Here is a 21,150-nt window from a genome sequence, read left to right as displayed (position 1 = left end):
CGTCAGATGAGGAAGCCTTGGCGCACCAGGTCGCTGACCACCGGGAGGTAGTCCTCGTGGATGGCGACGGGGTCGAGGTCGAGGAGCTCGGCGAGGGCGTCGAGGATCTGCCCGACGGTGAGGTCGCCGCCGCAGGCACCGACCAGCCCCGCCACCACGGTGTCGGCGGTGCGCGCGCGGCGCAAGCCGGTCTGCTGTCGCAGCACGATCGTCTCCGGATCCTCTGCCCCGGGGGCGCCGAGGGTCTCCTGCACCAGGTCGGCGCGGGCACTGAGTCGGGCGGCGAGCAGGGAATCGTCGTCGACACGACGCTGGGCGGCGCGGCCCCAGTCGGCGATGGCGGGGGCGATCGGCTGCTCGACGTCGTAGGGCCAGGAGATCAGCTCGTGCACGGGGGCACCGGGCTCGGCCCCGGTGCGACGGCGCAGGTCGATCCAGCCGAAGCCGATGCCCTCGACACCTTGGGAGTCCAGCCACGACAGCCAGGTGTCGTAGCGCCGGTGGTACTCCTCGAGGGCGATGGCGCCGGTGGACGGGTGGTGGCCGGAGTCCTTGAGCCACAGCTCGACATAGGCGGCGGGGTCGAGCACCTCGCGCTGCACCGCGAGCGCGTCGCAGGCGTCCTCTCCCTCGGCCGGGAGCCAGGAGCCGAGCCGCTGCTCCCACGGTTGGTCGCGGGCGATCACCCAGTTGGCGAGCACCTGGCACCAGCCGCCTGGGGCGAGGTGGCCGGGGGCGGCTCGCACGATGTGCTCGACCACCTGGTCGCCGGGCAGCCCGGAGTCGCGGTAGACCAGCCGTTCGCCGGTGCCGGGCGAGATGACGAAGGGCGGGTTGGTGGCGATCAGGTCGAAGCGCTCGCCGGCGACGGGAGCGAAGAAGGAGCCGTCACGCACCTCGACCACCGACTCGACGTCGTTGAGAGCCGCGTTGAACCGGGCCAGGCGCAGGGCACGCGCGTTGACGTCGGTGGCCACGACCCGCTCGGCGTGCCGGGCCAGGTGCAGCGCCTGCACGCCGCACCCGGTGCCCAGGTCGAGGGCCGTGCCGACCTGCTCGCGGATCGTCAGCTGGGCCAGGGACGTCGAGGCGGCGCTGATGCCGAGCACGTGGTCGGCGCCGACGCGCTGAGCGGTGCCGTCGAGACCGGGTGTGAGGTCGGAGCACACCCAAAGGTGCTGCTCGTCGCTGGCGTAGGGCCGGACGTCGAGGGCGGCGGCGACCTCGCCGACGCTCTGCGTCAGCAGACCCTCGGCACACATCCGGTCCACGAGCCGCGGCAGTGCCGCCTCGGCGGCAGCGAGCGACACCGGCACCTGGAGCAGGAAGAGTCGGGTCAGGGTCGCGAGCGGCGAGGCCTCGCGGGTGCGGGTCAGGCCAGGCACCGTCTCGTTGCGGGCCAGCGCCTGGTGGGCCAGTGGCCCGAGCAGGTCGGCGACCGCGTCGTAGGTGAAGTCCGCAGCGGTGAGGGCCTCCCGCAGCGCGTGCGGGAGGGGTACGCGAGCGTTCACCGCTCGGCGTCCGCGGCTGCGAGCAGCCCATCGATCAGACCGCCCATGAGCCGGATGAGGAACCGGCGGTAGGGTGCCCCGGTGAGCGGGATCCGCTCGCTGAACTCGCCGGTCCAGCGCACCGTGAGGAGGCCCTGGTCACCGGGCTGGAGCTCGACGAGCGAGGAGTAGTCGCGCACCGGCCACCCGGAGCGGATCACGTAGCCGTGCCGGTGCGGCGGCTCGTCGACCGTGACCTCTTCGCGCATCAGCACCGGCGGCTGGCCGGCGACGCGGACCCGGCCGACGTACGCCGGCCCCTGACCGCCATCGGCCCAACCGGAACGAGGGATCATCCTCCCTGCCCAGCGAGACCACTGGGTGGCGTCGCTGAGCAGGGAGAAGGCCGACTCGACGTCGGCGTGACCGGTCCGTTCGACCGCATAGCTGAACCGTCGTGGCATGGCGCCCAGCCTAGGGTGCGGGCCGGGCGATTGGCTCAGACCTTGGCGGGCTCCTCGTCGGAGATGACGGCCGAGCGCTGCTTGCTGATGTAGACCGCCACCACGATCCCGGCCGTGGCCACCAGACTGACCAGGATCGAGAGCCCGCGGTGCGAGTCCTCGCCCACAGTGAGACTGATGACGGCGCCCACGATGAGCAGCGAGACCAGGTTCATCACCTTGATCAGGGGGTTGATGGCAGGACCCGCAGTGTCCTTGAACGGGTCGCCGACCGTGTCGCCGATGACCGTGGCGGCGTGAGCCTCGGAGCCCTTGCCGCCGTGATGGCCGTCCTCGACCAGCTTCTTGGCGTTGTCCCACGCGCCGCCGGCGTTGGCCAAGAAGACGGCCATGAGCGTGCCGGAGCCGATCGCACCGGCGAGGAAGCCGGCCAGCGCCCCGACCCCCAGGCCGAAGCCGACGGCGATCGGGCTCAGGATGGCGAGGATGCCCGGCGTGGCGAGCTCGCGCAGGGAGTCGCGGGTGACGATGTCGACCACGCGCCCGTACTCCGGGCGCCCGGTGCCCTCCATGATGCCGGGGATGTCTCGGAACTGGCGGCGCACCTCGAAGACCACGGCACCGGCCGCGCGACCCACGGCGTTGATCGCCAGGCCGGAGAAGAGGAACACCACGGCCACACCGATGAGGAGGCCGACCAGCACGTCGGGGCTGAACACCCAGAAGTTCAGGCGGTCGCCGTCCTTGGGCGTGATCTCGTCGAGCTTCTCCACCACGGTGCCGATGTAGGAGCCGAACAGCGCGGACGCCGCGAGCACGGCCGTGGCGATCGCGATGCCCTTGGTGATGGCCTTGGTGGTGTTGCCGACCGCGTCGAGCTCGGTGAGGATCTGTGCGCCGGTCTCGCTCACGTCACCGGACATCTCCGCGATGCCCTGGGCGTTGTCGGAGACCGGGCCGAAGGTGTCCATCGCGACGATGACGCCGACGGTGGTGAGCAGGCCGCAGCCGGCCAGCGCCACGGCGAACAGCGCGATCGACAGCGACCCGCCGCCGAGCAGGAACGCTCCGAAGACGGCTGCGCCGATCACCAGCGTCGTGTAGACGGCCGACTCGAACCCGACCGAGAGACCGGAGAGGATGACGGTCGCGGCGCCGGTGAGCGAGGTGCGGCCGACGTCCTTGACCGGACGGAACTCGGTGCCGGTGAAGTAGCCGGTCAGCGCGAGGATCGCGGCCGCGAGCACGATGCCGATGAGCACGGCCAGGGCCGCGATGAGGGCCGGGTTGCCGTCGGGGGCGGAGTACCCGAAGGTCGAGTCCAGTGCGTCTCCGCTGGCGCGGTTGGCGAGGTCGGCGAAGCTGGTGGGCAGGTAGACGAACGCCAGCACGATGCTGGCCACGGCAGCGATGGCGGCCGAGATGTAGAAGGCCCGGTTGATGGTGGTCAACCCGCTCTCGCCGGCGCGGGGCTGGCAGAGGTAGACGCCGGCCACCGCGGTGAGCGCGCCGATGGCCGGGATGAGCAGCGGGAAGACCAGGCCCTTGTCGCCGAAGGCCTGCGAGCCGAGGATCAGCGCCGCGACGAGCGTGACCGCGTAGGACTCGAAGAGGTCGGCGGCCATGCCGGCGCAGTCGCCGACGTTGTCGCCCACGTTGTCGGCGATCGTGGCAGCGTTGCGAGGGTCGTCCTCGGGGATGTTGTTCTCGACCTTGCCGACCAGGTCGGCACCGACGTCGGCGGCCTTGGTGAAGATGCCGCCGCCCACGCGCATGAACATGGCCAGCAGGGCAGCACCGAAGCCGAAGCCCTCGAGCACCTGGGGCGCCTTGTCCTGGAAGAGCAGCACCACGAGGCTGGCCCCGAAGAGACCGAGCCCCACGGTGAGCATGCCCACCGTCGCGCCGGTGCGGAAGCCGATGTTCATCGCGGGCTCGCGGCCCTCGGTCTCCGCCGCGGCGGCCACGCGCAGGTTGGCCTGGACGGCCAGCGACATGCCCAGGTAGCCGACCGCGGCCGAGAAGCCGGCCCCGCCGAGGAACGCCACGGACCGGAAGATCCGCACGACGGTGTCGTCGGCCGGCAGCAGCAGGAGTGCGAAGAACGCGACCGCGGCGAAGATGCCGAGCGTGCGGAACTGCCGGGTCAGGTAGGCGTTGGCGCCCTCCTGCACAGCTTGGGCGATGGTGCGCATGCTGTCGGTGCCTTCACCGGCGGCTATGACCTCGGAGCGGAACTTCGCCGCCATCGCCAGCGCGCCGAGCGCGATGAGCGCCACGACGATGACCAGCACGAGGTTGCCACCGGAGACCTCAACGACCTCGGGAGTGATCCCCGCCATCTAGTGCCTCCTGGGAGCTAGGGAGAGGAGAGGCGACACCCTGATGTGACGCACATCTCACGCAGACGAGCCGGAGTCTACGCACGGAAGGGCGCACAGCAAGGACCGACGTGACCTCGGTCACGTCGGTCGGGTGGGAAGCGTCAGCGAGCGGTCAGGAGGCCGCGAGCGCCGCGTCAGCGGTCTCGTGGATCACGAAGACCTTGGCCAGACCGGTGATCCGGAAGATCTTGAGCAGGCGGTCCTGGGTGCAGACCAGGCTCAGCGAGCCGTCGTGAGCCCGGACCTTCTTCAGCCCGCCGACCAGCACGCCCAGGCCGGTGGAGTCGAGGAACTCCACGGACTCCATGTCGATGACCAGGTCGTAGGTGCCGGCCGCCACCAGCTCGGTGATCTTGTCGCGCAGCTTGGGAGCGGTGTAGACGTCGATCTCCCCGCCGACGGCCACCACCATGGTGCCGTCGATGTCGCGGGTGGAGATGGTGAGGTCCACGAGTACTCCTTGCTCGGACGCCGGTCGCGGCTGGGACGTGACCGGGGCGGATCGACACGCGAGGCGCCACGGCCGCGCACTATGAAACCACGGCCGAGTGTGCCGCGCACCCGAAAGTGAAGAACCTCCCTCACCGGGCCGCGCGACAGCACGGTGAGCGCCGCTGTGGGTGGGGTTTGCCAGGATCGCCCCATGCCTGCCGACGACCTGGTGCGTGCCCTCGCGGCGCCTGCCTCCCGCGCCGACCGGCTCACCCACGTGCGCGTCGTGCCTGCTCGCGAGGCGCAGCCGGTCGAGTGGCCCGAGTGGACGCCGCCCGAGGTGCGCGCGGCCTACGAGCGACGGGGAGTGCGGCGTCCGTGGTCGCACCAGATCGAGGCGGCCTCCGCGGCGTGGCACGGGGAGCACGTGGTGCTGGCGACCGGCACGGCGTCGGGCAAGTCGCTCGGCTTCGCGCTGCCGGCCCTGAGCGCCGTGCTGGCCGGGCGCGGCGCGCGCGGCAGCCGCGGCGCGAGTGTGCTCTACCTGGCCCCCACGAAGGCGCTGGCCCACGACCAGCTCGGCGCCCTCGGCGACCTGGGGCTCTCGGTGCGCGCCGCGACCCACGACGGCGACAGCGGGCACGAGGAGCGGGACTGGAACCGCGACCACGCCGAGTACCTGCTCACCAACCCCGACATGCTGCACCGCAGCCTGCTGCCCCAGCACGAGCGATGGGCGGGCTTGTGGCGTTCCTTGAGGTTCGTCGTCGTCGACGAGTGCCACCACTACCGCGGTGTGTTCGGGGCGCACGTGGCCCAGGTGCTCCGCCGGTTGCGCCGGGTGGCCGCCGCACACGGCGCCTCGCCCACCTTCGTGCTCGCCTCGGCCACGGTCGCCGAGCCCGAGCAGGCGGCGTACCGGCTCACGGGGCTTCCCGTGCGGGCCATCACGCGTGACGGGTCGCCCCACGGTGCGGTGGCCGTCGGCCTCTGGGAGCCGCCGCTCACCTCGTTCACCGACGACTTCGGTGCACCGGTGCGCCGCTCCGCGGCGTCGGAGACCGCCGAGCTACTCGCCGACCTGGTGACCACCGGAACCCGCACCCTGGCCTTCGTTCGCTCCCGGCGCGGCGTCGAGCAGGTCGCCGCCTCCACCGCGCAGATGCTCGCCGACGTCGACCCCGGGCTGCCCTCGCGGGTCGCCGCCTACCGGGGCGGCTACCTGCCCGAAGAGCGACGCGAGATCGAGACGCAACTGCGCTCCGGCGCGCTGCTCGGCCTGGCGGCCACCAACGCCCTCGAGCTGGGCATCGATGTCAGCGGGCTCGACGCCGTGCTGCTCGCCGGCTTCGCCGGCACCCGGGCCGGCTTCTGGCAGCAGGTGGGCCGTGCGGGGCGCGACCTCCAAGACGCGACGGCTCTGCTCGTGGCCCGCGACGACCCCCTCGACACCTACCTCGTGCACCACCCGGAGGCCCTCTTCGACCGACCCGTCGAGGCGTCGGTCTTCGATCCTGCGAATCCGCACGTGCTGGGGCCGCACCTGGCCGCGGCCGCACAGGAGATCCCCCTGACCAGCGCCGACCTCGAACTGTTCGGCGCGACCGCGGCGAACGTCGTCGACGCACTGGTCGGCTACGGCCTGCTGCGCCGGCGACCGCGCGGGTGGTTCTGGACCAGCCGCGACCGTGCCTGCGACCTCACCGACCTGCGCTCCACCGGGGGTACGCAGTGCCAACTCGTCGAGGAGGAGACCGGCCGGGTGGTCGGGACCGTCGACGGCGCACGCGTGCACTCGACCGCCCACGAGGGCGCCGTCTACGTGCACCGCGGTGAGACCTACGTGGTCACCTCGCTCGACCTCGACGAACACGTCGCGGTGCTGCGTCGGCGCGACCCCGGCTACACCACCTCGGCGCGCGAGAGCTTCGACGTCCGGCTGGTCGAGGAGCGCGCCCACCAGATGTGGGGCGAGAGCCGACTGGCCACGGGTCGGGTCGAGGTCACCTCGCAGGTCACCTCCTTCCTGCGGCGTGCTGTGCCGGGCGGTGAGGTGATCGGCGAGGAGTTGCTCGACCTGCCCGAGCAACGGCTCGAGACCACGGGGGTCTGGTGGACCGTGCCCGACGACGCCTGGCAGCGTGCCGGGCTCGATCCGGCCGATCTGCCGGGCGCCGCCCACGCGGCCGAGCACTGCTCGATCGGGCTGCTGCCCCTGTTCGCGACCTGCGACCGGTGGGACATCGGTGGCGTCTCCACCGCCCGACACCCCGACACGGGGCAGCTCACCGTGGTGGTGCACGACGGTCATCCCGGCGGCGCCGGGTTCGCGGAGCGCGGCTACGCCACCGCGGCCGCGTGGCTGCGAGCGACCCTGGAGACCATCCGCGCCTGCGAGTGCGTCGACGGCTGCCCCTCGTGCGTGCAGTCGCCGAAGTGCGGCAACCAGAACAACCCGCTCGACAAGGCTGCTGCCGTCCGGCTGCTCGAGGTGCTCCTGGCCGACGCTCCCCCTGCCGCGCCCGAGGCGGCGCTCGGAACACAGGCGGATCTACCGCTGGCCCCGGCGACCTCCTAGTCTCCCCTCCATGGTCGTCCTCGGGATCATCCTCATCGCGCTCGGCGCTGTGCTCGTGCTCGCCTGCGTGTTCACCGCCAAGGTCGTCGGCACTCACGTCGAGGTGCTCGGCATCGGGTTCTCACCGCTCGTCGTGTTCGCGATGGGCGTCTTGGCGACGTTGCTGGTGATCGTCGGTTGGGGCCTGATGAAGTACGGCACGAGGCGCGCCCTCCGAGCCCGGCGCGAGCGCAAGAAGCTCGGCGAACTGTCCGAGAAGCTCGACGCCGTCGAGGCGGAGCGCCGCCGCGAGGGCGACGACGCCGACGCGCACTGACTCGCACTGACTCGCACTGGCCTCGCACCGGCCTCGCACCGGCCTCGCACCGGCACCCTGGGTGCCGAGGTCACGCGGGGCCGGCTCGCGCGGACGCGTGCAGGCTGACCTCGGGGCCCCACCAGTCCGGGCCGGCCACCACGACGTCGACCAGGACCTCGCGGCCGTGCGGCTCGCAGGACTCCAGCGTGGCTCCGTTCGCAGACGCGATCTGCGTGGCTCGTCGGCAGTCCGGCCCGCCGGCTGCCGACGCCGCAGCCAGCGCCGCCAGGTCTGCGGCCGCCTGACTGCGCCGGTGGGCCGCGACCAGCGCACCCACCTGGGCCAGTGCCATCCCGATCACGAGCAGGACGCCGAGAGCGGCCACCGCGGGCGGGACCGCCGAGCCGCGCTCGCCCCGGTGCGCGGGCCCAGCCCGACGGCCACGGATCACGGTGTGGCCACCCCGACCGGCTCGTGCACCGCGACGGCGCTGGAGGAGACCTCCGCCCCGGGGAGGTGCGCCAACAGACCACCTGGGCCGCGGACGTCGCTGGTGACCACCACCCGGACCCGATCGCCATCGGTCAGCACCTGCACCGTGCTGCCCACCGGTGCCACCTGAACGGCCAGTGCCTCGGCCGCGGCCGGGTCGTCGCCGCGAGCAGCTGCCCGCGCGGCCTCGCGGGCGGCGTCGGTCACCCGCATCTGGGCCAGGACCAGGGTGAGCATCCAGACCAACGCCCCCGTGACCGCCAAGAGCAGCGGCAGCACCATCGCCAGCTCGGCGGTCGCGGCGCCACGCTCACCCTGGCTCCCCCCGGCGCGCGGAGCAGGGCTCACCCGACGCCCAGCAGGGAGAGCACGTGGTCGAACAGCGTGGTGAGCAGCTTCTGGCCGAACCCGCCGGTGAGCATCGTGTAGAGCAGCCCGGCCAGTCCTGCGCCAGCGGCCGTGCCCACCGCGTACTCCGCCGTCGTGATGCCGCGCTCGGCGGCCGGAGCGTGTGCCCTCAGGGGTGCGTGCATGGGTGTCCTCCTCGTCTCGCGGCCGCCTGGTGCGGCCGTCGGCGTCCACGCTCGCCGTCCTCGTGCTCCCGTTGCCGGGCCAGAGGCGAGGCTGTGGATGAACTCGACACGAAGTCCCGCTGTGGACGCCGATCGCCACCCGGCGAGACGAGCCAGCTCTCGCCCTGCTCAGAGGACGGCGGAGAGCAGGCCGGCGGCCACCGGGACGATGCCGAGCAGGATGAACGACGGCAGCAGGCACAGTCCGAGCGGCACCGCGGCCCGCACGCCGACGCGGCGCGCCTCCTCCTCGGCCCGGCCACGGGAGCGACGACCCAGCTCGTCGGCCAGGCGGGCGATCACGTCCGCGACCGGAGCACCCGAACTGCCGGCCCGCTCGAGAGAGCGGCCGAGCGGGCCGAGGGCGGGGTCGGCGGCCAGGCCGCGCCACACCTGCGCCGGATCCGAGCCGAGCTGCACCCGCGCGACCGCGCCGCGTAGTCGGGCCGAGGCCGGCCCGGGCAGGGCGTCGCTCACGGCCAGGAGAGCGCTCGGTACCGCGGCGCCGGTGGCCAGCACGCTCCCCACCAGCGCCACGACGTGCGGTAGGTCGGCGACTGCCTGGGCCTGCTCGCGGCGGGTGGCGGCCGCCTGCTCGGTGCCCGCCAGCCGCCAGACCACGACGGCGCCGGCCAGGCCGAGGACGGCGCCCACCGGCGGGCCGACCAGCAAGAGCCCGGCGAGCACGGCGCTGGCCGACCACCAGGCCCGGTACCGGCGCACCCAGCCCACATCGCTGTCGACCGGAAGGGGCCCATCGGACGACGGGGGCGAGGTGCCGACGATCGCGGGCGCCGGGCGCCACCACAGCAGCCGGAGGACGATGGAGCAGGCCGCTCCCACCACCAGGGCACTCACGGACCCACCTCGGCATCGCTCGCGAGTCGCTCTATCCACGCGAGACCGAGCAGTCCGACGCCGAGCCCCGCGCCGAGGCAGCACCACCCGGCGGCGGTGCCCAGCAGGAACTCGAACGGGTGACCGCCGGACGCCTCACCCATGAGCAGCGCCCCCAGCGGGAGCGCCGCCACCAATCGGCCGGTCGAGCGAGCCGAGGCGAGCTCGGCATCGACCACCCGGGCCGTGGCCAGGTGGCGTCGCTGCTCGCGGGCCACCGCCTCCAGGGCTGCGGCGAGCCCCGACCCGGTGCGGTGCGCCACCTGCCATGCGGCGGCCACGACGCGCAGACCCTCGGCGCCGTCCAGGTCGGCACCGAGACGACGCCAGGCCGCGGGGACGTCGGCACCGACGCGCGCGGCCCGGGCGACCGGAGCGAGCGGGGGCCAGTCGAGGGCAGCGCGGTCGAGGGCTGCGGCGGGAGGGCGCCCCGAGGCCAGGTCGGCCGCCAACGCCTCACAGGTCTCCTGCACCCGCTCCCGGGTCACCCGCGCAGACCGGGCGGCCGCATGCCGGGCGACCAGACGACGCAGTGCCAGCGCGGCAGCCAGGGCAGCCACCCCCGGCACGAGCACCGCAGCACCAGGACGCACGAGCGCGGCGAGGCCGACGGCACCCGCCGCGGCCGCCCACCGCAGCGTGCGGACGTCGAGGTTCGACGGGCGACCCGGGTGCCCGGGACCGGCCGACCACCGCACCGCCAACGCGGTGCCTCCCGCCGCCAGCAGCAGCCCGAGGGTCATCCGAGCAGCCCGGCGAGCAGGTCGGCACCCGGCCCCTCGTGCAGACCATCGGCATCGAAGCGGACGGCGGTGCGCATCGTCACCAGTCCCGTGTCGTCGCGCTCGGGCAGGGAGACGGCTGCGACGCGGCGGCGTCCGTCGCGGTCACGCCGCTGGTGCACGACGAGCTGGAGGCCGGCAGCGAGTTGACTGTGCGCCGCAGCACGACCCAGCCCGGCGGCCAGCGCGAGCGCCTCGACTCGCGCCGGGACGTCGGCGGCGGAGTTCGCGTGCAGCGTGCCGCACCCTCCCTCGTGCCCGGTGTTGAGCGCGGCCAGCAGGTCGACGACCTCGCCGCCGCGCACCTCGCCGACGACCAGCCGGTCGGGACGCATGCGCAGCGCCTGGCGCACCAGGGTGCGCAGGTCGACTGCGCCGGCGCCCTCGACGTTGGGTGGGCGGGCCTCGAGCCCGACGACGTGGGCGTGGTCGGGTCGGAGCTCGGAGGAGTCCTCGACCAGGACCAGGCGCTCCGCCGGGTCGACGAGGCCGAGCAGACACGAGAGCAGGGTGGTCTTGCCCGAGCCGGTGCCGCCGCTGACGAGGAAGGCCAGCCGGGCCGCGACGATCGCCCGCAGCAGTCGGGCGCCGTCGGCCGGGAGGGAGCCCGCGTCGACGAGGTCGTCGAGGGTGAACGCGACTCGCGGCGGCACCCGCAGCGAGATCACCGTGCCCGGTCGGGACAAGGGTGCGAGCACGGCGTGCAGCCGGGTGCCGTCGCTCAGCCGTGCGTCGACGTAGGGCTGGGCGTCGTCGAGGCGGCGCCCGGCCGAGGCCGCGAGCCGCTGGGCGAGACGGCGCACCGCGGCGTCGTCGGCGAAGGTCACGTCGGTGCGTTCCAGCCCTCTCCCCCGGTCGAGGAAGACTCCCCCGGCCCCGTTCACCAGCACATCGGTGACCCCCGGTCGGGCGAGCAGGGGGTCGAGTGGGCCCGCCCCGAGGACGTCGCGGCTCAGCGCCTCGTGGACGGCCAGCACGGTGGCGTCGCCCACCGGGCGCCCGGAGGCGCGCAGGGCCTCGGCGACCCGGTGCGGGGTGAGCGCGCCGGGACTGGAGGCCAGGTGCTCGCGCACCTGGTCGACCAGGGTGGTGGTGTCGGTCATCGTTCGCGCACGCGGGTTCAAGCGACCCGGTCGTCGCCGACCGCACCCGGAGCGGTCACGGCGCCCAGCAGACCGCGGGCGCTGCGAGCCAGGGCTCCCCGGTCACCGCGCAGGGGGCCGAAGCCGAGGTCGACGTTCTCCTCGACCCCGCGCTGGTCGCGTACGACCCCCACCACCGGAACCCCCGCGGCGCGCGCGGCCGCCCGCTCGTCGAGCACCGGGCCGCGCAGCACCAACCGCACCCGCGCCGGGTCGTCGAGCCGCCGGCACAACCGGGTGGCTGCCGCGAGTCCGGTGACGCGGTCGGGCACGAGCACGAGCACGACGTCGCAGCGAGGAACCACCTCGCCGACGACCTCACGGTGGGTGCGGGGCAGGTCGACCACGACCGTCTCGTGACCGCGAGCGGCCGCCGAGAGCACCTCGCGCAGCACGAACGGCGAGCACTCCGCGGTCCCCGGCGGCCAGCCGAGCACCCCGAGACGCTGACGTCGGGGCACGGCCTCGCGCAGCGAGCGGGCGCTGAGCCGGCCGGTGGTGCGCGCCAGGTCTGGCCAGCGCACGCCCGCGGTGTCGTCGAGGCCGAGCACTCGGTCGACACCCGGCCCCAGCGGGTCGGTGTCGACCACCAGCGTGCGCCCGCGGCCGGCGGCAACCTGGCCCAGCGCGCAGGCCAACGTGGTGGCACCGGCTCCCCCGGCGCCGCCGATGACCCCGATGACCCGCGCCCAGGTGGGCCGCCCCTCCCCCAGGTCGGCCAGCACCTCAACCAGCCAGTCGGTCGACTCGGCGACCCGGCTGACGTTCTCGGCGCCCACCGCCAGCGCGAGCCGGAACAGGGAGTCCGCCACCGCTGCCGTGCTGAGCACGTGCACGCCCTGCCGACGAGGCAGGGCCAGGCGCACCAGCGACTCGACGATGTCGTCGCCCACGAGCACCAGCGGCGCCGTGCGCCAGAGTCGGAGCACCGTGTGCGGATCGCTCACGACGCCGGGCTCGACTCCGGCGGCGGCCGCGATGCGGGACACCTCCTCGGCGAGGTGGGCGTCGCTCGTGATCAGCAGGGGTCGTGTGTCGCTCATGCGAACCACAGTGGCTCGCGACGTCTCGCCGAGTGGGCGACGCGACAGCACCTGTGGAGATCGCCTGCACGAACCCGACCTGTGGACGCGAGACGCTGCGTATGCTCGCGGGCATGCCCGGCGCCGCGGCGTTCTTCGACCTCGACAAGACGATCATCGCCAAGTCGAGCACGCTCGCGTTCTCCAAGCCGTTCCAGGCCGGTGGGCTCATCTCCCGGCGAGCGGTGCTGCGCTCGGCCTACGCACAGTTCATGTACCTCGTCGGCGGCGCCGACCACGACCAGATGGAGAAGATGCGGCAGTTCATGTCGCAGCTCTGCGCCGGATGGGACGTCGCGACCGTGCGCGACATCGTCGCCGAGACGCTGCACGAGATCGTCGATCCGCTCGTGTACTCCGAGGCGGTCGAGCTCATCGAGGCCCACCAGCTGGCCGGGCGGGAGGTCGTCATCGTGTCGACCTCCGGCACCGAGGTCGTCGAGCCCATCGGCGCGATGCTCGGCGTCGACCGCGTCGTGGCGACGCGCCTCGCCGAGGAGGACGGTCGCTACACCGGCGAGATCGAGTACTACGCCTACGCCGAGGAGAAGGCGAACGCGATCCGTGAGCTCGCCCGGGACCGCGGCTGGGATCTCGCGCAGTGCTACGGCTACAGCGACTCGGTGACCGACGCGCCCATGCTGGAGGCCGTCGGCCACCCCCACGCCGTCAATCCCGACAAGGATCTGCGCCGGATCGCCGAGGAGCGGCACTGGCCGGTGCTCGTGTTCACGCGCCCGGTCGCGTTGCGTGGCGGCGTGCGCGCGGCCGTCCGCCCCACGGTCGCCGCCCTGGCGGTCGGCGGCGCGCTGGCCGCCGGTGGCCTGTGGTGGAACGCGCGACGCCGCGACCTGACCTGACCTGGCCCGCCTGACCTGACCCGCCTGACCTGACCCGCCCCGACCCACACCGGCCCGCCCTGACCGCGCTCGGGACCAACGGCCCGACACGCCGGACGGCTCTTGTGTTCTGGGTCACACCAGGAGTACACCTGAGGGAACAACTCCACAGACGAACACGTGGCCGCCGGTACCCACGCGGCGATCCACCCTTCTGACCAGGGCGCCATGGCATTCCCGCTCCACGCGGGGGCCGGCTTATCGAGAAGCACGCCTGGTAGCTGACGGTCCACGTGTCCAGCGGTGGCCCTCCGGAGCGGTGTAGCTCCTGGGGGCCACCTGCACGTCTACGGAGCCCGCACCGGGGAGAGCTCGGCCGCGGCGGCGTAGGCCTCGCCGGCGTAGAGCAGCCAGGAGTGCACTCCGGAGCTCGAGCCCGAGGCATAGCCGCGCAGGTTCGACTCGTAGGCCTCGCGCACCATCAGGTGGCCCGCCTCGGGCACCAGCAGCGACTTCTCGTCGACCCCTCGCGCGACCAACACCAGCCGCTCCGCAGCCCGGGCGACGAGTCCGTTGTGCGAGGCGAACGGCGCGGCGGTGGCCAGGTCGGCGTGCACCAGCGCCGCGACGAGCAGGGCGGGCGCGGCCGTCTCGACGGTGAGCAGCGATGCGAGCCCCCGCAGCCGCTCGGCGGCCTCTGCGTCGCGAGGACGCCCCAGGTCCTCGGAGAGCACCCGACCGCGCGCCGCCACGGCGTGCAGCCGGGCGAGAGCCTGAAGCGGCGCCGTTCGCAGCACCGGCACCAGCGCGAGCAGGTCGACCGAGAGCCGGACGGCGTCCGCGGCCACGTCGTCGCCCGCGCCGTCGCGCACCTCGTCGAGGGAGGAGCCGGAACCCTCCAGCACGGCCGAGGAGTGGGCGCCGCGCAGCAGCGACTCGACCGTGAGCTCGGGCGCGGTGCGGCGCAGGCCGCGGTCGCGCAACAGCGCGTCGATGCCGTCGCGGGCGGAGGCGAAGCCGCTGGGCACGCCCTCGAGGGCGACGAGCCAGGCGAGCGGGTCGGGCGCGGTCACCCGAGCAGGGTACGGACCGCCGCGCCGCGCGGCGCCACCACCTGCGGGCCGGATCTCACTAGGCTTCGCACATGACCTCGACCGCGGAGCCAGCCGACCCCGCCCGGAGCTTCGGCGCGGTCGCGCAGGCCTACCACCGCGGTCGCCCGGGCTACCCGCTGGAGGCTGCCGCGTGGCTGGCCGGTGAGCAGCCATCGAGCGTGCTCGAGCTCGGTGCCGGCACCGGCAAGCTGACCCGCCCGCTGGTCGAGCTCGGCCACGACGTGCACGCGTGCGACCCCGACGAGCAGATGCTGGCGATGCTGCGCAGCGAGCTGCCCGGCGTGCGCAGCAGCCTCAGCAGCGCGGAGGAGATCCCGGCCGGCGACCGCAGCGCCGACGTGGTCGTCGTCGGCCAGGGCTTCCAGTGGTTCGACCTCGAGCTGGCCCTGCCCGAGATCGCTCGCGTGCTGCGCCCGGGTGGTCACCTGGCCATCGCATGGAACGAGCGCGACGAGCGCATCCCGTGGGTGCGTCGCCTGGGCCGCATCATCGACTCCGCCCACCCGGCCGACCCCGCCGACCTGCTCGCGGCCACCTCCGATCTCTTCGCCGACGCCGAGCACACCACCTTCCGGCACCGCCAGCACGTCGACCGCGAGTCGCTGCAGGATCTCGTCACCTCGCGCTCGGGTGTGTGCACCCTCGACCGTGAGTCCGCCGAGCAGCGACGCCACGCGGCCGGGGCGCTCTTCGACGAGTACGGCCGCGGCGGCGTCGACGGCATGCTGCTGCCCTACCTCACCCGGTGCCGCCGGGCGCGGGTCCTGCCGACGACGAACCCGGTCGAGGATCCGCCCGACGCGCCGTCCGATGCGCACGACTCCCCCATGGTCATCACGACCGGCAGCATCCGTCGCATCGAGGTCGAGCTGGCCAAGGCCCCGCAGGCTGCGGTCGACGACGGTCTGCTGCTCATCGACTTCCGCTGACGCCAGCGTCCGGGGAGCAGGCGTGTCCAGGTTCCGACGCCGGCTGGGCACCGACGCCGACCGACTCACCTTCCGCACCCTGCACACCGCGGCCCTGGCGGCCCCGGCCCTGCGAGAGGGCCTGACGGCCGCGAGCGCCGAGCGCGCCGTCCGGCACCTGCGCACCCTGCTGGGCTCGCCGGGTGTGGCGCTCACCGACACGACCGGCCTGCTCGCGTGGGACGGCGCCGGTGACCAGCACCACGACCGGGTGCCGTCGCTGGTGGCACTGGTGCTCGAACGGCCCGGCACGCGCGCGTTCGACCGGCACGACCTGCACTGCGTGGTCGGCAGCTGCCCTGCCCGCACGGCCGTGCTGAGCCCGCTGGTCGTCGACGACCGGGTCGTCGGCACCCTGGCCGCCCTCGCCCCGGAGACGACCGCCGGCCTCGTGCGCGCCACCGAGGAGGTCGCCGGCTGGGTGTCGGGGCAGCTCGAGCTCGCCGAGCTCGACAGCTCGCGCACCCGGCTGATGGAGGCCGAGGTGCGCGCGCTGCGCGCCCAGATCAGCCCGCACTTCGTCTACAACTCCCTCGGCGCCATCGCCAGCTTCGTGCGCACCGACCCCGACCGCGCCCGCCAGCTGCTGCTCGAGTTCGCGGACTTCACCCGCTACTCGTTCCGCCGGCACGGCGACTTCACGACCCTGGCCGAGGAGCTGCGCTCGATCGAGCAGTACCTGCTGCTCGAGCAGGCACGCTTCGGGGACCGTCTTCGGGTGACGCTCTCGGTGGCTCCCGAGGTACTCGGGGTCGCGCTGCCGTTCCTCTGTGTCCAGCCCCTGGTCGAGAACGCGGTGCGGCACGGGCTCGAGGGTTCCGAGGCGGGCGGCGGCCGGATCCAGATCACGGCCAAGGACGTCGGCACCGACGCGGTCATCGAGGTCGACGACGACGGCGCGGGCGAGGATCCGGACCACATCAGGCGGGTGCTGGCCGGCGACCAGTCCCTGGACTCCGTGGGGCTCGGCAACGTCGACGCGCGGCTGCGCGCGGTCTACGGTGACGACTACGGCCTGGTCGTCGAGACCGCGCCCGGCGCCGGCACGAAGGTGATCGTCCGGGTGCCCAAGTTCACGCCGGGGGTGCACGCATGACTCGCACGGCCACCGTCGCAGGACTACGCGTGCTGGTCGTCGACGACGAGCGGCCCGCTCTCGACGAGCTCACCTTCTTGCTCCGCGGCGACGATCGAGTCGGTGAGGTGCTCGCCACCACGAGCGCCACCGAAGCACTGCGGATCCTCCAGGAGAGCGACCTCGACGCGCTCTTCCTCGACATCTCGATGCCCGGCTTCTCCGGCTTGGAGCTCGCCTCGGTCCTGAGCCGGTTCAAGGAGCCGCCGCCCATCGTGTTCGTCACGGCCCACGAGCAGCACGCCGTGGAGGCGTTCGAGCTCCAGGCGGTCGACTACGTGCTCAAGCCGGTGCGCGCGCAGCGACTCTCCGAGGCGGTACGACGGCTGGGCCACGCGGGCCGAGACCTCGACGCGACGCCGCGCGCGGCATCCGAGGTGCAGGTTCCGGTCGAGCTCGGCGGGGTCACCCGCTTCGTGCGCCGCAGCGAGATCACCCACGTGGAGTCCCAGGGCGACTACGCGCGGTTGCACACCCCTGGCGGCTCGCACCTGGTGCGTACCCCGCTCACCACGCTCGAGGCGGAGTGGGGGGATGCCGGATTCCTGCGCATCCACCGCTCCCTGCTGGTGGCGCTGCCGCACGTGCGGGAGGTGCGCATGGACGCCGGGCGCTGCTCGGTCGTCGTGGGACGGCCCGATGCCCCCGGGGTCGAGCTGGCCGTGAGCCGGCGACACACGCGCGAGCTGCGCGATCTGCTGCTGCGTCGCGCGTCCGGACCGAGGTAGGCGGGCCGCGATGGCGGAGCGGGTGCGGGTCACGGGGCCGCCGCGACGCGGCACGCGCACGGCACCGGTGCGCGAGGTCGAGGCCGAGACGCCGTTGGGGCGGGTCTACGTCGACTCCCTGCTGCGCGAGCAGCTGTTCACCGCGCTGCGGGTGCTCGGGGTCACGCTGCTCGTGCTCGGGTCGGTGCCGCTGCTGTTCTTCACCGTGCCCGCGCTGCCCTCGCTCCGGGTCGGCGGCGTGCCCGTGGCCTGGGTGCTGCTGGGTGTCGCGCCGTACCCGCTGCTCGTCGGCCTGGGCTGGTGGTTCTGCCGTCGAGCCGAGCGCAACGAAGACGCCTTCGCCGGGCTGATGGAGGAGGTCGACTCGTGATTCCCGGGGTGGATGCCGCGCCGGGCGTCGTCGCGATGCTCGTGGTGACCGCCGCCACCTTGGGCATCGGGGTCTACGGACTCCGGATCTCGCGCACCACGAGCGACTTCATGGTCGCCTCACGCTCGGTGAGCCCCCGCCTCAACGCGGCCGCGATCTCGGGTGAGTACCTCTCGGCCGCCTCGTTCCTCGGCGCCGCCGGACTGCTGCTCACCTTCGGCGCCGACATGCTCTGGTACCCCGTCGGCTGGACGGCGGGCTATCTCGTGCTGCTCCTGCTGGTGGCGGCACCGTTGCGGCGCTCGGGCGCCTTCACCCTGCCCGACTTCGCGGAGGCGCGGCTCGCCTCACGCACGGTGCGTCGGGCGTGCTCGGTACTGGTGGTGGCGATCGGCTGGCTGTATCTGCTGCCGCAGTTCCAGGGTGCCGGCGTGGTGCTGGCGGCGGCCATCGGTGGCCCGCCGTGGCAGAGCACGGTCGTGGTGTGCCTGGTGGTGCTCGTCAACGTCGCCTCGGGCGGCATGCGCTCGATCACCTTCGTGCAGGCCTTCCAGTACTGGCTCAAGCTGACCGCGCTCCTGGTGCCGGCCGTGGTCCTGCTGCTCGTGTGGTTCGGCGACGGACGACCCGCTCCCGCGCCGGGCGTGCTCGGCGACCCCGCCTACCCCACCGAGACGCTGGCCTGGTCGAACCCGATCGCCGAGGGCGGCACCATCGGCCTCTACCTCACCTACTCACTCATCGCGGCGACCTTCCTGGGCACGATGGGCCTCCCGCACGTCGTGGTGCGCTTCTACACCAACCCCGACGGGAGGGCGGCCCGGCGCACCACGCTGCTGGTGCTCGGCCTGGTCGGCGTGTTCTACCTACTGCCCCCCGTGTACGCCGCCCTGGGCCGCGTCTACGCCCCGCACCTCGTCGAACGCGGCTCCGACGGGCTGGTGCTCGCCCTACCCGGCTTGATGGTGCCGGGCTGGGGCGGCACCGTGCTCACCGGCCTCGTGGTCGGCGGCGCGTTCGCCGCCTTCCTCTCCACCTCCTCCGGTCTGGTCATCGCGATCGCCGGGGTGCTCGGCCAGGACGTCACCGGTCGCTCGTTCGGACGCCGTCGCCTCGACGGCGTCACCGCGTTCCGCCTCGGGGCGCTGGTGGCCGTCGCGGTGCCTGCTGTCGTGGCCCTGACCGGGGGCGACGTCGGCGTCGCGACGACCGTCGGCCTGGCGTTCGCCGTGTCGGCCTCCACGTTCTGCCCGCTGCTGGTGTTGGGCATCTGGTGGCGCGGTCTCACGGCCACCGGCGCGCTGGCCGGGCTCGTGGTCGGCGGCGTGGGGTCCGGGCTGGCCAGCCTGCTCACCCTCTACACCGACCCGAGCGACCTCTGGCTCGACGCGCTGCTGCGCCGTCCAGCCGCGTGGAGCGTGCCGGTGGCGCTGGTCGCCATGGTCGGCGTCAGCCTGCTGACCCGCGACGCCGTACCCGCGCACACCCGCCGGTTCATGGTGCGGCTGCACGCACCCGAGGGCACGGCGCTGGGGTCACCGCGCCCATGAGTCCCGCACGCGGGCGACCAGCAGGTCGATGGCGAGCGGATGGGTGCCGATGACGTCGGCGCACGGGGCGTCGTGCGCCTCGGCGACCTCCCGCACTCGGCGGGAGAACAGCCCTGGCGAGAGCAGGTAGGGGGCGAGGGCGTCGCCGCGGCGCACGACGTCGGCCGGACGCGGGCCGAGACCGGAGAGCGTGGCGGTACGGACCTCGGCGGCCTCGACTCCCCACCCCTCGGCGAGCAGTCGGCTCGCACCGCGCAGGTCGCGCCACGCCTCGGGGTCGGTCGAGCCGGCGGCGACCATCACCAGCGGCGTGCCGGGTTGGGCTCCCGCCTCGAGCAGCCGATCGACCTGGGCGAGCGCCAGCAGCCGGTCGGGGCCGAAGGGCTGCCCTATCTGCACCGGCACCGAGGCCGCCGCGCAGGCCCGCGGCACGTCGGTGCGCACGTGGTAGCCGGTCGAGAGCAGCAGCGGCACCACGACCGCCGGCTCGGTCAGACCCGCCACCACGTCGGCGAGCAACGGCTCGCACAGCTCGACGTAGGCGGCGGTGGCAGGCACACCGAGCGTCTCGCCCGCGGCAGCGGTGAGTCGCCGGGCGATCTCGTTGCCGCCGCTGCGACGGGTGCCGTGCGCGACCGTGACCAGGTGCACGAGCAGAACCTATCCGGCCACGGCGAGCCGGTATCCGCGCTTGACCACGGTCTGCACCGAGCGGGTGCCGAGTCCGGCCCGCAGTCGGGCCACCGCCATCTCGACGGCGTGCTCGGAGCCGGCGGTGCCGCTGGGCAGCATCGCCAGCAGGGCACGCCGCGAGACGACGTTGCCCGGGTTGGCGAGCAGCGCCTGGAGCACCGCCCTGGGAGCGGGCGACAGCGCCACCTCGACGCCGTCGAGCAGCACCTGCTCGCCGTGCAGCAGCAACTGGCGCCCGCCGACGAGGTCGACACTGAGACCGGAACGGCGCGAGGGCAGTTCGGTCTCGAGCAGCTTGATCATCGCTCCCAGTCGATTGCGTTCGGGGTAGATCGTCGGCACGCCCCACAGCTCGAAGGCGGCAGCGGTGACCGGGCCGACGCACACGGCGACCACGTCGGCCTGGAGGGCGGAGATGACGTCGTCGCGGCGTCCGACCGAGGCCGCGGCGTCCATCATCGCCGCCACCGCGGGCGCCGAGGTGAAGGTGACGGCGTCGAGCTCGCCGTCGGCCAGCGCGTCGACGAGACCGAACATCGGGGTGGGATCCTCGGCCGAGGCGATCCGGTAGATGGTGACGTTCTCGACGATCGCCCCCTGACGGCGGAGCGCGTGGGCCACCATCGAGAGCGACTGCCCGTGCTCCTGCACCACGATCCGCCGACCCATCAGGTCACGGCCGCGCAGGTGGTCGAGCACGTCCTCGAACAGCTCCGACTCCGGCGACCACAGCTCGCGCAGCCCCACGGCCCGCAGCGAGCCGACAGCCTTGCGACCGCGGGCCAGGATCTCGGCCGGGCGGATCGCCTCGACCAGCGCGTCACGCAGCCCCCACGTCCTCGCCGCCTCGAACCAGGTGCGCATGCCGATGCCCGTGGTCACCAAGAACATGTCCGGCGGCTCGGCGATGACCCGCTCGGTCGCCGCGCGCAACGATGCCTCGTCGACGGTCGGCGCATCCTCCATCAGCGCCGGAGCATGCCGGACGACGGCACCGCGGCGCTCCAGCAGCGCGATCTGGTCGTCGGCCTTGCGGGCCGCCGTCACGCCGATGTGAAAGCCGGTCAGCAGGCCGTCTGCTCCCACGTCTGCGGTGGGGTCGGCCGGCAGGTCGTCGGACTCGGTGAGGCTCATCGGAG

General features: G+C 73.5%; 22 protein-coding genes. 8 read left to right on the top strand and 14 right to left on the bottom strand.

The window, feature by feature from the left end; genetic code table 11:
• Nucleotides 1-2 precede the first annotated feature (2 nt).
• The 4 genes from ISG29_RS16335 to ISG29_RS16320 form a co-directional block, all read right to left on the bottom strand.
• Nucleotides 3-1,511: a DUF7059 domain-containing protein gene (locus ISG29_RS16335; RefSeq protein WP_194504516.1), complete on the bottom strand. Its 1,509-nt coding sequence runs from the start codon at nucleotides 1,509-1,511 to the stop codon at nucleotides 3-5.
• Nucleotides 1,508-1,954 (bottom strand): SRPBCC family protein, encoded by a 447-nt coding sequence (locus ISG29_RS16330; RefSeq protein WP_194504515.1) that lies wholly within the window; start codon nucleotides 1,952-1,954, stop codon nucleotides 1,508-1,510. The genes ISG29_RS16335 and ISG29_RS16330 overlap by 4 nt, the downstream gene beginning before the upstream one ends.
• A gap of 35 nt (nucleotides 1,955-1,989) precedes the next feature.
• Complete coding sequence (locus ISG29_RS16325) at nucleotides 1,990-4,296, bottom strand: sodium-translocating pyrophosphatase (protein ID WP_194504514.1); 2,307 nt, start codon at nucleotides 4,294-4,296, stop codon at nucleotides 1,990-1,992.
• Nucleotides 4,297-4,450: 154 nt separating this feature from the next.
• Complete coding sequence (locus ISG29_RS16320; protein WP_194504513.1) at nucleotides 4,451-4,789, bottom strand: anti-sigma factor antagonist; 339 nt, start codon at nucleotides 4,787-4,789, stop codon at nucleotides 4,451-4,453.
• Between the two features lie 192 nt (nucleotides 4,790-4,981).
• On the opposite strand from ISG29_RS16320, the gene ISG29_RS16315 reads away from it, so the two are divergent.
• Together ISG29_RS16315 and ISG29_RS16310 are read left to right on the top strand one after the other, a co-directional pair.
• Entirely contained in the window at nucleotides 4,982-7,348 is a 2,367-nt protein-coding gene (locus tag ISG29_RS16315; RefSeq protein ID WP_194504512.1) for a DEAD/DEAH box helicase, read from the top strand.
• A 10-nt stretch (nucleotides 7,349-7,358) separates the two neighbouring features.
• Nucleotides 7,359-7,664: a hypothetical protein gene (locus ISG29_RS16310; RefSeq protein WP_194504511.1), complete on the top strand. Its 306-nt coding sequence runs from the start codon at nucleotides 7,359-7,361 to the stop codon at nucleotides 7,662-7,664.
• A 70-nt stretch (nucleotides 7,665-7,734) separates the two neighbouring features.
• On the opposite strand, the gene ISG29_RS16305 is transcribed toward ISG29_RS16310, so the two are convergent.
• From ISG29_RS16305 to ssd, 7 genes are all read right to left on the bottom strand, one after another.
• Nucleotides 7,735-8,097: an Rv3654c family TadE-like protein gene (locus ISG29_RS16305; protein ID WP_328829536.1), complete on the bottom strand. Its 363-nt coding sequence runs from the start codon at nucleotides 8,095-8,097 to the stop codon at nucleotides 7,735-7,737.
• Nucleotides 8,094-8,486 carry a TadE family type IV pilus minor pilin gene (locus tag ISG29_RS16300; RefSeq protein ID WP_194504510.1) on the bottom strand — a complete coding sequence of 131 codons (393 nt, stop codon included), beginning with the start codon at nucleotides 8,484-8,486 and terminating at the stop codon, nucleotides 8,094-8,096. The genes ISG29_RS16305 and ISG29_RS16300 overlap by 4 nt, the downstream gene beginning before the upstream one ends.
• Complete coding sequence (locus ISG29_RS16295; protein WP_194504509.1) at nucleotides 8,483-8,671, bottom strand: DUF4244 domain-containing protein; 189 nt, start codon at nucleotides 8,669-8,671, stop codon at nucleotides 8,483-8,485. The genes ISG29_RS16300 and ISG29_RS16295 overlap by 4 nt, the downstream gene beginning before the upstream one ends.
• Nucleotides 8,672-8,839: 168 nt before the next feature.
• On the bottom strand, nucleotides 8,840-9,568 hold the full coding sequence (locus tag ISG29_RS16290; protein ID WP_194504508.1) for a type II secretion system F family protein: 729 nt from the start codon (nucleotides 9,566-9,568) through the stop codon (nucleotides 8,840-8,842).
• Nucleotides 9,565-10,350 carry a type II secretion system F family protein gene (locus ISG29_RS16285; RefSeq protein ID WP_194504507.1) on the bottom strand — a complete coding sequence of 262 codons (786 nt, stop codon included), beginning with the start codon at nucleotides 10,348-10,350 and terminating at the stop codon, nucleotides 9,565-9,567. Before ISG29_RS16285 ends, ISG29_RS16290 begins: the two co-directional genes overlap by 4 nt.
• Entirely contained in the window at nucleotides 10,347-11,492 is a 1,146-nt protein-coding gene (locus ISG29_RS16280; RefSeq protein WP_194504506.1) for a TadA family conjugal transfer-associated ATPase, read from the bottom strand. Before ISG29_RS16280 ends, ISG29_RS16285 begins: the two co-directional genes overlap by 4 nt.
• A gap of 17 nt (nucleotides 11,493-11,509) precedes the next feature.
• On the bottom strand, nucleotides 11,510-12,574 hold the full coding sequence (ssd, locus tag ISG29_RS16275; RefSeq protein WP_194504505.1) for a septum site-determining protein Ssd: 1,065 nt from the start codon (nucleotides 12,572-12,574) through the stop codon (nucleotides 11,510-11,512).
• A gap of 113 nt (nucleotides 12,575-12,687) precedes the next feature.
• On the opposite strand from ssd, the gene ISG29_RS16270 reads away from it, so the two are divergent.
• The gene (locus tag ISG29_RS16270) at nucleotides 12,688-13,473 is read left to right on the top strand and encodes an HAD family hydrolase (RefSeq protein ID WP_207793237.1); all 786 of its coding nucleotides are present in this window, start codon (nucleotides 12,688-12,690) and stop codon (nucleotides 13,471-13,473) included.
• A 326-nt stretch (nucleotides 13,474-13,799) separates the two neighbouring features.
• Here the strand turns inward: ISG29_RS16270 and ISG29_RS16265 are convergent, their stop codons facing one another.
• Nucleotides 13,800-14,525 (bottom strand): Fic family protein, encoded by a 726-nt coding sequence (locus ISG29_RS16265; RefSeq protein WP_194504503.1) that lies wholly within the window; start codon nucleotides 14,523-14,525, stop codon nucleotides 13,800-13,802.
• A gap of 71 nt (nucleotides 14,526-14,596) precedes the next feature.
• On the opposite strand from ISG29_RS16265, the gene ISG29_RS16260 reads away from it, so the two are divergent.
• Genes ISG29_RS16260 through ISG29_RS16240 form a run of 5 tightly spaced genes read left to right on the top strand, consistent with a single transcriptional unit; the run spans nucleotide 14,597 to nucleotide 19,318 of the window.
• Entirely contained in the window at nucleotides 14,597-15,496 is a 900-nt protein-coding gene (locus ISG29_RS16260) for a class I SAM-dependent methyltransferase (RefSeq protein ID WP_194504502.1), read from the top strand.
• A 22-nt stretch (nucleotides 15,497-15,518) separates the two neighbouring features.
• Entirely contained in the window at nucleotides 15,519-16,631 is a 1,113-nt protein-coding gene (locus tag ISG29_RS16255; protein WP_328829528.1) for a sensor histidine kinase, read from the top strand.
• Nucleotides 16,628-17,398: a LytR/AlgR family response regulator transcription factor gene (locus ISG29_RS16250; protein ID WP_194504500.1), complete on the top strand. Its 771-nt coding sequence runs from the start codon at nucleotides 16,628-16,630 to the stop codon at nucleotides 17,396-17,398. Before ISG29_RS16255 ends, ISG29_RS16250 begins: the two co-directional genes overlap by 4 nt.
• A gap of 10 nt (nucleotides 17,399-17,408) precedes the next feature.
• Nucleotides 17,409-17,768 carry a hypothetical protein gene (locus tag ISG29_RS16245; protein ID WP_194504499.1) on the top strand — a complete coding sequence of 120 codons (360 nt, stop codon included), beginning with the start codon at nucleotides 17,409-17,411 and terminating at the stop codon, nucleotides 17,766-17,768.
• Complete coding sequence (locus ISG29_RS16240) at nucleotides 17,765-19,318, top strand: sodium/solute symporter (RefSeq protein WP_328829525.1); 1,554 nt, start codon at nucleotides 17,765-17,767, stop codon at nucleotides 19,316-19,318. Before ISG29_RS16245 ends, ISG29_RS16240 begins: the two co-directional genes overlap by 4 nt.
• Here ISG29_RS16240 and ISG29_RS16235 read toward each other — a convergent pair.
• Both ISG29_RS16235 and ISG29_RS16230 read right to left on the bottom strand, forming a co-directional pair.
• Nucleotides 19,304-19,969: a sirohydrochlorin chelatase gene (locus tag ISG29_RS16235; RefSeq protein ID WP_194504498.1), complete on the bottom strand. Its 666-nt coding sequence runs from the start codon at nucleotides 19,967-19,969 to the stop codon at nucleotides 19,304-19,306. The genes ISG29_RS16240 and ISG29_RS16235 overlap by 15 nt on opposite strands.
• Before the next feature lie 9 nt (nucleotides 19,970-19,978).
• Nucleotides 19,979-21,145, bottom strand: coding sequence for a uroporphyrinogen-III synthase (locus tag ISG29_RS16230; protein ID WP_194504497.1), 1,167 nt, complete (start codon nucleotides 21,143-21,145; stop codon nucleotides 19,979-19,981).
• Between the last annotated feature and the right edge of the window lie 5 nt (nucleotides 21,146-21,150).

Origin of the sequence: Nocardioides acrostichi (assembly GCF_015319165.1) — a bacterium.
Taxonomy (GTDB): Bacteria; Actinomycetota; Actinomycetes; order Propionibacteriales; family Nocardioidaceae; genus Nocardioides; species Nocardioides acrostichi.
The sequence above is the reverse complement of the archived record's forward strand: the minus strand, read 5'-3'. Positions and strand labels throughout refer to the sequence as shown.